This window comes from Limnohabitans sp. (assembly GCF_036804465.1).
Taxonomy (GTDB): Bacteria; Pseudomonadota; Gammaproteobacteria; order Burkholderiales; family Burkholderiaceae_C; genus Limnohabitans.
Window position 1 is genome coordinate 18298 of sequence record NZ_DAIRSK010000027.1, and the last position, 9226, is coordinate 27523.

General features: G+C 54.0%; 9 protein-coding genes. All 9 read left to right on the forward strand.

Annotation, left to right across the window (positions count from 1 at the left end; translation table 11 throughout):
* From rseP to V7Q41_RS12720, 9 genes are read left to right on the forward strand one after another with little or no spacing between them, the layout of a single operon-like run.
* Positions 1–1371, forward strand: coding sequence for an RIP metalloprotease RseP (gene rseP / locus V7Q41_RS12680; protein WP_333846291.1), 1371 nt, complete (start codon positions 1–3; stop codon positions 1369–1371).
* Between the two features lie 17 nt (positions 1372–1388).
* Entirely contained in the window at positions 1389–3695 is a 2307-nt protein-coding gene (gene bamA / locus V7Q41_RS12685) for an outer membrane protein assembly factor BamA (RefSeq protein WP_442918867.1), read from the forward strand.
* Positions 3695–4201, forward strand: coding sequence for an OmpH family outer membrane protein (locus V7Q41_RS12690; protein WP_333846292.1), 507 nt, complete (start codon positions 3695–3697; stop codon positions 4199–4201). Before bamA ends, V7Q41_RS12690 begins: the two co-directional genes overlap by 1 nt.
* A 6-nt stretch (positions 4202–4207) precedes the next feature.
* Positions 4208–5191 (forward strand): UDP-3-O-(3-hydroxymyristoyl)glucosamine N-acyltransferase, encoded by a 984-nt coding sequence (gene lpxD, locus V7Q41_RS12695; protein ID WP_333846293.1) that lies wholly within the window; start codon positions 4208–4210, stop codon positions 5189–5191.
* Positions 5192–5193: 2 nt separating this feature from the next.
* Positions 5194–5631 carry a 3-hydroxyacyl-ACP dehydratase FabZ gene (gene fabZ, locus V7Q41_RS12700; RefSeq protein WP_333846294.1) on the forward strand — a complete coding sequence of 146 codons (438 nt, stop codon included), beginning with the start codon at positions 5194–5196 and terminating at the stop codon, positions 5629–5631.
* A gap of 33 nt (positions 5632–5664) precedes the next feature.
* Positions 5665–6459, forward strand: coding sequence for an acyl-ACP--UDP-N-acetylglucosamine O-acyltransferase (lpxA, locus tag V7Q41_RS12705; protein ID WP_333846302.1), 795 nt, complete (start codon positions 5665–5667; stop codon positions 6457–6459).
* A 5-nt stretch (positions 6460–6464) separates the two neighbouring features.
* Complete coding sequence (gene lpxB, locus V7Q41_RS12710; protein ID WP_333846295.1) at positions 6465–7607, forward strand: lipid-A-disaccharide synthase; 1143 nt, start codon at positions 6465–6467, stop codon at positions 7605–7607.
* Complete coding sequence (gene rnhB, locus V7Q41_RS12715) at positions 7579–8196, forward strand: ribonuclease HII (protein ID WP_333846297.1); 618 nt, start codon at positions 7579–7581, stop codon at positions 8194–8196. Before lpxB ends, rnhB begins: the two co-directional genes overlap by 29 nt.
* On the forward strand, positions 8193–8969 hold the full coding sequence (locus tag V7Q41_RS12720; RefSeq protein ID WP_333846299.1) for a TrmH family RNA methyltransferase: 777 nt from the start codon (positions 8193–8195) through the stop codon (positions 8967–8969). The genes rnhB and V7Q41_RS12720 overlap by 4 nt, the downstream gene beginning before the upstream one ends.
* The last annotated feature ends 257 nt before the right edge of the window (positions 8970–9226 follow it).

The following is a 9226-nucleotide window of genomic DNA, read 5'->3' on the forward strand; positions in this document are numbered from 1 at the left end:
ATGACGGTTCTTGCATTTTTGCTGGCACTGGGTGTGCTGATCACTGTGCACGAGTGGGGCCACTACCGGGTGGCGGTGGCATGTGGTGTGAAAGTGCTGACGTTTTCTATTGGCTTTGGCAAACCATTGTGGCGCTGGAAATCACGCACACCGCATGCGGGGCAAGATACCGAGTTTTGCATCAGCCTGATTCCCTTGGGCGGCTACGTCACGATGCTCGATGAGCAAGCTGGAGAAGTCTCTGCACAAGACGCTCCCATGGCATTTAACCGTCAGCCCTTGTGGGCGAGAGCTGCCATTGTGTCGGCTGGTCCTGTGGCGAATTTGCTGTTGGCTGTGTGTTTGTTCGCTGTCAACTTTTGGGTCGGGCAATACGAGACGCAGGCCACTTTGGCTGCGCCTGTTGCTGGCTCGATCGCTGAGGCTGCTGGTTTGCGCAGTGGGGATACGGTGCGACGGGCTGGTACGTCTGCCGATGACTTACAGGAAGTGGTCTCGCTTGAAGCCTTGCGCTGGCAGTTGCTTGAGCAAGATACAGCCTCGCTTTATCTTGAAGTGCAGCCGCAGGATAAGCAAACCTTGCGTCTGGTGAGCTTGCCAGCTCTCGCGCCAGACGCTGTCGCAAAGGGCAGCACCGCTTGGCAAGCATGGGGTTTGACAGGTGCTTGGAGTCGCGCAGTGTTGGGTGACGTGCAAAAAGGGCGGCCTGCGGAGATGGCGGGTTTGCAGCGAGGCGACGAAGTGCTTCGCATCAATGGTCAAGTGGTGAACGACGCCAGCGCTTTGCGTGCGCATGTGCGTGCCAGTGGTCAACACCAACAGCCACTGATGCAAACATGGCTTATCTCTCGTGAGGGGCGTTTGTTGCACATCGATGTCACGCCTGAGCGCGTGCCAGACGGTTCGCAATACATGGGGCGAATTGGTGCGCAAGTTGGCGAACCGCCAGCCAAAGTGTGGGTGCAATTTGGTGTGTTCGATGGGCTTGGTCAAGCAGCGATCAAGACCAGGGAAGTCATCGATTTGACGCTGGACATGTTGTGGCGCTTGTTGACCGGACGCGCGTCACTGGATAACCTCAGTGGGCCACTCACCATGGCTGACTATGCCGGACGTTCAGCGAGTTCAGGATTGGGTGCCTATCTCAGTTATTTGGCTCTCGTCAGCGTCAGTTTGGGGGTGTTTAATCTACTCCCCTTGCCGATGCTCGATGGTGGGCACCTGTTGTATTATCTTTATGAAGCTTGCACAGGACGTCCTCCTTCCCCCGCATGGCTTGACGCGTTGCAGCGTGTAGGCCTGTTCATCCTTGTGTCACTGATGGTTTTTTCTCTTTTTAACGATGTGGTTCGCCTGGGTTGGCTTCCATGAGTCCCCCTAAACATCCCATGACTATGCAACTTTCACAATTCCGTCGCACCACTTTGGCTCAGTCTGCTGCATTCATTGCGGCCACCCTGATGACTTTCAATGTGCTGGCAGCAGACCCTTTCAATGTGCGTGACATCCGGGTCGAAGGTTTGCAGCGCGTCGAGCCTGGCACCGTGTTTGCCTCTATTCCGTTTCGTGTGGGTGACGATTACACCGACGAAAAAGGCGCCGCTGCCATTCGCAGTTTGTTTGCCCTCGGTCTATTCAAAGACGTGCGCATTGAAGTCAACGGTGATGTTTTGGTATTGATCGTTGAGGAGCGCCCCAACATCGCCCAAGTTGAATTCATTGGCACCAAGGAATTTGAAAAAGATGTGTTGCGCAAAGCTTTGCGTGACATTGGTTTGGCAGAAGGTCGTCCGTTTGACAAAGCCTTAGCCGACCGCGCTGAGCAAGAGTTGAAGCGTCAGTATGTCAACCGCAGTTTGTATGGCGCGGAAATCATCACCACCATTACCCCTGCTGACAGAAACCGCGTGAATTTGTCATTCACTGTGATCGAAGGTGATTTGGCCAAGATCAAAGAGATGCGTGTGGTGGGAAGCAAAGCCTTTGACGAGTCAAAACTGCTGGACCAGTTCGATCAAGGTAGAGGCAACTGGTTAAGTTGGTACACCAAGTCCGATCGTTATTCACGCACCAAACTCAATGCCGATTTAGAGACTTTGCGTGCCTGGTATTTGGCGCGGGGTTACTTGGAGTTTCGTATTGACTCCACGCAAGTGGCGATTTCTCCCAACAAGCAAGACATCAGCATCACCATCAACGTGACAGAGGGAGATCGCTTTGTGGTGTCTGAAGTCGTCATGGACGGCTATTACTTGGGCAAAGACGATGAATTTAAATCCTTGATTGAAATTCAAGCAGGCAAAGTCTATAACGCCGATGAAGTCACACGCACCACCAAAGCTTTTAACGAGTATTTTGGTAATTTTGGATTTGCCTTTGCACGAACAGAGGTGCGTCCTGAAATTGACCGCACCACCAACCGCGTGAAACTGGTGTTGGTGGCTGACCCCGCACGTCGCGCTTATGTGCGCCGCATCAACATTGTGGGCAACAACCGCACACGCGACCAGATCGTGCGCCGTGAATTTCGCCAAACCGAATCGTCTTGGTATGACGGCGAAAAAATTCGCTTGTCGCGCGATCGGGTAAACCGTTTGGGGTATTTCAAAGAGGTGGATGTAGACACCCAAGAAGTTGCGTCATCGCAAGATCAGGTCGATTTGAATGTCAATGTGGTGGAAAAGCCTACGGGTATGTTGACCTTGGGCGCCGGTTTCTCCAGCGCAGAAAAAGTGTCTCTGTCCTTTGGTATCCAGCAAGACAACGTGTTTGGTTCGGGTCACAACCTTGGTTTGCAGGTCAGCACCAGCAAGTTCAACCAATACTACGTGTTGAACACCACCGATCCTTATTTCACTGAAGACGGTATTTCACGCACCTTTGAGCTCTATCACCGATCCAGCAAACCCTATGTGCAGCAGGGCGGTAACTACCGCATGATCACCTCTGGACTCGGCGTGCGTTTTGGTTTGCCATTTAGTGAGTTAGATCGTATTTTTTTAGGCTCGGCAGCAGAAAAAACCGAATTGGTACCTGGCACCAACATGTTGGGGGTACACGCCAAGTTATGTCAGCAGTTTGGATGCGTGGCTTCCAACGTGCCCGTGACAGCAGGCTGGGCGCGAGATAGCCGAGACAGCTACTTGAATCCCAACAACGGCAAGTTCATTCGTTTGAACAGTGAGTTAGGTGCGTTCGGTGACGGGCGCTATGCCAAATTTGGCGGGCAGTACCAGCAGTACTTTCCTATTACCAAACAATACACCTTTGCATTCAATGCTGATTTGGGAATAGGCAAGGGCTTGAATGGTCAAACCTTGCCGTTCTATAAAAACTATTATTCGGGCGGTTTAGGCTCGGTGCGAGGGTTTGAGCAAGGCACACTTGGACCGCGCGACATCACAGGCCCAGTCATTGGCGGCGCTAAAAAAGTCACAGTCAATACAGAGTTCCTTTTGCCTTTTCCAGGAGCTGGTAACGACCGCTCCCTGCGTCTCTATGGTTTTTACGACATGGGCAATGTGTACGGAGAGTTTGAAAAAATTGACGTCGGGCAGTTGCGTAGTGCCTACGGTATCGGTTTGAGCTGGGTCTCACCCATGGGCCCCTTGCGGTTTGCTTGGGCGCGTCCAATCCGTTCATTCGCAGGCGATAGAATCCAACAATTGCAATTCCAAATCGGGACCTCTTTCTGATGACTATGTTTACCCGTCAAATTTTCGTTGCGCTTGTGTTGGGCTTCGCAGCTTGCTGCGCTCAAGCTCAAGAAATTCGCATTGGATTTATCAATACCGACCGTATTTTCAAAGAATCCACCACAGCCAAGCAAGCGCAAGCCAAGCTGGAACAAGAGTTTTCTAAACGCGAAAAAGATTTGGTGGATGCTGAGAAATCTTTAAAAACTGCGGTTGAAAAGTTTGAGCGTGAAGCCCCCACTTTGTCTGAGTCACAACGTCTTTCACGCCAAAAGCAATTGGGCGAGCAAGACCGAGACTTTCAACGCAAGCGTCGAGAGTTCCAAGAAGAGCTCAATGCCCGTAAGAATGAAGAGTTCCAACAAGTGCTTGAGCGTGCTAACCGTGTGATCAAGCAAGTGGCTGAAGCTGAAAAATACGATCTGGTTTTGCAAGAAGCCGTCTATATCAACCCCAAGCACGACATCACTGACAAGGTGCTCAAGGTCATCAACGCGGCTAAATAAGTAGACGTGGCACTGCGTCTAGGCCAGATCGTTGAAAGTTTGGGAGGTCGCCTCGTAGGTGACCCCAATCACCTGATTCAAAAACTCGCGCCGCTTGACACCGCACAAGCCGATGCGCTCAGTTTTCTAAGCAATCCCAAATACCAATCCCAACTTGCCATCACGCAGGCGGGTTGCGTGGTTGTGTCGCCTGAGGTGGCAGCTGTCATTCAAGCGCGTATGGCGTTGATTGTGGTGGACAACCCTTATCACTACTTCGCGCGTCTCACGCAGCTGTGGCGTCAACACACACGTGTGAGTGATGAGCCATTGGTTCATGCCAGCGCTGTGATTCACCCGCTGGCTCAGGTGCATGCCACCGCACGCATTGGCCCACTTTGTGTGATCGAGCGTGGTGCCCACATCGGTGCCAACAGTTGGCTCAAATCGGGCATCACGGTGGGTGAAGACTGTCACCTGGGTGAGCGCTGTATCGTGCATGCAGGCGTGGTGATTGGGGCTGATGGTTTTGGCTTTGCTTTGTTTGAAGGCCGCTGGGAAAAAATTGAGCAGTTGGGTGCTGTGCGCATTGGCAACGATGTGGAAATTGGTGCCAACAGTTGTATCGATCGCGGCGCTTTGGATGACACCGTCATTGAAGATGGCGTTAAATTGGATAACCTGGTGCAAATCGGCCACAACGTGCATGTGGGTGCCAATACGGCCATGGCTGGTTGTGCGGGCGTTGCGGGCAGTGCGCGCATCGGTGCCAACTGCACGGTGGGTGGCGGTGCCATTGTGTTGGGCCATTTGGAGTTGGCTGATGGTGTGCACATTTCGGCCGCTTCGGTGGTGATGCGTTCCATCCGCCAACCCGGTCAATACAGCGGCGTGTTCCCCATCGACGACAATGCTTCATGGGAAAAAAATGCCGCTACCTTGCGCCAATTACACCGCCTTCGCGACCGCATCAAATGCCTTGAGTCTGTTTTAGAAAGTCAAAAAAAATGAGCATGGATATCCACCAAATTCTCAGGCAGTTGCCGCATCGTTATCCATTTTTGTTGGTTGACCGCGTCTTGGAATTGGAAAAAGGCAAAAGTATCAGGGCGCTCAAGAATGTGACGATGAACGAGCCTTTTTTTGGTGGTCATTTTCCGCACCATCCAGTCATGCCAGGTGTATTGATTTTGGAAGCCTTGGCGCAAGCCGCCGCTTTGTTGGCGTTTGACACCTTGGGTGCGGCGCCCGATGACAAGACGGTGTATTACTTTGCGGGTATTGATGGCGCGCGTTTCAAGCGTCCTGTGGAGCCTGGGGATCAGCTCATATTGGAGGTTGAACTCGACCGAATGAAAGCTGGCATCTTCAAATTCAAAGCGCGTGCCAAGGTGGGTGATGTGGTGGCGACCGAAGCTGATTTGATGTGCACCATGCGCGCCATCGCCTAATGACACACAAGTCCATTCATGAAGCAGCAGACGATGAGCCTGATTCACCACACCGCCATTGTTGACCACAAGGCCGAGCTCGACAGCTCGGTGCAGGTGGGGCCTTACAGCATCATTGGCCCTCATGTGCGCATAGGTGCCGGCACCAGCGTGGGTCCACATTGCGTGATTGAGGGGCACACCACGATTGGCAACGACAACCGTATTTTTCAGTTCAACTCGCTGGGTGCCATTCCGCAAGACAAAAAATACGCGGGTGAGCCGTGCCAACTGATGGTTGGTGACCGCAACACCATCCGTGAATTTTGTACTTTCAACATTGGTTCGCCCGGTGACACAGGTGTGACCCAAGTCGGTAACGACAACTGGATCATGGCCTACGTCCATTTGGCCCACGATTGCGTGGTCGGCGACCACACCATCTTTGCCAACAGCGCACAACTGGCAGGTCATGTGCATGTGGGTGATTGGGTCATCTTGGGCGGCTTCACCGTGGTGCATCAGTTTGTTCGCATCGGGGCACATAGTTTCACGGCCATGCATTCGCTCTTGTTTGCCGATGTGCCGCCGTTTGTGATGTGCCAGGGGCAGCCTGCTGAGCCTCGCTCTATGAATTTCGAAGGCTTGCGTCGCCGCGGCTTTTCTGCCGAGCGCGTCAGTGCGGTCAAGGCCATGCACAAAGCTTTGTACCGCGACGATTTAACCTTAGACCAAGCCAAAGTGCGCATCGCTGAATTGACCCAAGAAAAACCAGAGGCGGCTGCTGACGTGGCCATGATGCTGGATTTCTTAAACCACACCTCGCCGCAACGCGGCATCATTCGCTAAAACCTATGGCCGAGGCATTGTCTTTCTCGTTGGCCGCAGGCGAGGCCTCGGGCGATTTGCTGGCGAGTCTATTGCTTGGTGGCATGCGAGATAAGTGGCCTGAGATGCGCAGTGCAGGCATTGGCGGCCCCAAGATGGAGGCGCTTGGGTTCAAGTCTTGGTGGCCTTACGAAAAACTTGCGGTGCGGGGCTATGTTGAAGTGCTGCGTCACTACCGTGAAATTGTGAGCATTCGCCACCAACTGCGTCAACGCTTGCTGGCCAACCCGCCCAGCGCTTTTATTGGTGTTGATGCACCAGACTTCAACCTCGATTTAGAGCGTGACCTCAAGGCACAAGGCATTCCAACCATTCATTTTGTTTGCCCCTCGATTTGGGCCTGGCGGGCTGACCGCGTGGACAAGATTCGCCAAAGCGTGGACCATGTCTTGTGCATTTTTCCGTTCGAGGCAGACTTGCTAGCCCAGCACGGCATTGATGCCACTTATGTAGGCCATCCAATCGCCAACAGTATTCCTGATGTGCCAGACCGTGCCGCAGCCCGCATGCAACTTGGCTTGCCACAAGACGCCACCGTGGTCGCTTTGCTACCAGGCAGCCGCCGCTCTGAGATAGCGTATTTGGCGCAGCGGTTTTTGCAGGCAGCGCAGCGCATGGCCAAGTTGCAACCGGGCTTGCACTTTGTGCTGCCCGCCATGCCTGCTTTGCGTGCGCGCATTGAAGCCATTGTGAAGGACGTGGGCGGGGTGCCCCATCTCACGGTGCTCAGCGCTCAATCACACACTGCGTTGGCGGCCTGCGATGTCACGCTGATTGCCAGCGGCACTGCCACGCTCGAGGCCGCACTGTTCAAGCGCCCCATGGTGATTGCGTACAACATGAATTGGCTCAGCTGGCAAATCATGCGTCGCCAAAAGTTGCAACCATGGGTGGGTTTGCCCAATATTCTTTGCCAAGAATTTGTGGTGCCCGAGTTGTTGCAAGATGCCGCCACGCCTGATGCTTTGGCACATGCGGTACTTCACTGGCTGGCTAACCCAAGCGCTGCTGCTGCTGTTCAACAGCGTTTTGCTGCGCTGCACGACACGCTGCGCCGCGACACCCCCTTTTTGGCTGCACATGCGATTGAAAAAGTTCTTGCGCGCTGAACAAGTCGCACTCATTTGGGACGCCCCAGGCTTGATGGCAGGTGTGGATGAGGCGGGCCGTGGTCCCTTGGCTGGACCTGTTGTGGCGGCTGCCGTCATCTTGGACGACTTGAATCCCATTGCGGGCTTGGCCGACTCCAAAAAACTGACCGCTCTGAGGCGCGAGCGTTTGTACGACGACATTCGTGCCAAGGCCTTGTGCTGTTCGATTGCCCAAGCCTCAGTGGAAGAAATTGACACGCTCAATATTTTGCAAGCCACGATGTTGGCCATGCGCCGCGCAGTAGAAGGTTTGCGCTTGAAACCCGCCAAAGTGTTGGTGGATGGCAACCGCTTGCCCGTACTCGATGTGTTGGCAGAAGCCATCGTCAAAGGCGATAGCAAAGTACAAGCTATTTCTGCAGCCTCCATCTTGGCCAAAGTACACCGTGACCGCTGGTGCCTAGAGCTGCATTCGCATTACCCTCAGTATGGATTTGATGCCCATAAAGGCTACGGCACAGCGGCACATTTGCAAGCACTCAAACAATATGGCGCAACGCCCTGGCATCGCAAATCTTTTTCGCCCGTGGCCGAGGTGTTGCGATGAATGTGATCACCTCGCGTGACAACCCCTTGATCAAAGAACTGCGCCGCTTGTCGCAAGACAGCACGGCTTACCGCAAACTTGGTCGCGTCTGGCTAGAGGGTGATCATCTGTGTCGCGCTGCGCTCACCCGTGGCATCAAACCTGAGCAAGCGGTATTTGCTGAATCCTTGTGGGCCACTGCACCGCGTGACTGGGTGCAGGCTGCTGCGCACATCACCGTGTTGCCCGATGCGCTGTTTGCCGAAATCAGCAGCCTCGAGTCGCCTGCCAAGATGGGTTTCATCCTCACTGCGCCTGCCTCGCTGGACATGCGATTGACCTTGCCCACTGTGGTGTTAGATCGCGTGCAAGACGCTGGCAATGTGGGGTCTATTTTGCGTAGTGCATCAGCTTTTGGATTCAAGCAAGTGCTGGCCATCAAAGGTTCTGCCGCGTTGTGGTCGCCCAAAGTTTTGCGTGCAGGCATGGGGGCGCACTTTGGTCTGCATTTGGTCGAGGGCTTGAGTGGCGATGATTTGGATGCTTTAGAGATGCCTTGGTTTGCCACCAGTTCTCACCATGGCCCGTTTCTACACACCTTGTTGGCTGAGGCTCAGTTGCCGATGCCGTGTGCGTGGCTGATGGGTCATGAGGGGCAAGGTGTCTCTGCTGCTTTGGCTGAGCGTGCAACGCTGCATGTGCGCATCGCCCAGCCGGGTGGCGAAGAATCTCTCAATGTGGCATCCGCTGCTGCGATCTGTTTACACGCCAGCGCCACCTGCCATTTGCGTTAAATCGAGCGCAATCACTGGGGAAAACCAGTGCCTCGGATATAATGAGAGGCTTTCCCGCATCAACCTGTACGCCACAGCTCAAACTTAGGCAAATTCCTCGAACAAAGTAGCCAAAGAGACACGTTCTCTTGTGAGCGCTGAGGCGTACCCGAACTATTCCGGAGAACCCAGTGCTTTTGTCTCTTCAGGGAACATTCCCGCCCGCCATCTTGGCGCTCGCAGACGGCACGGTCTTTATCGGCAACTCGATCGGAGCC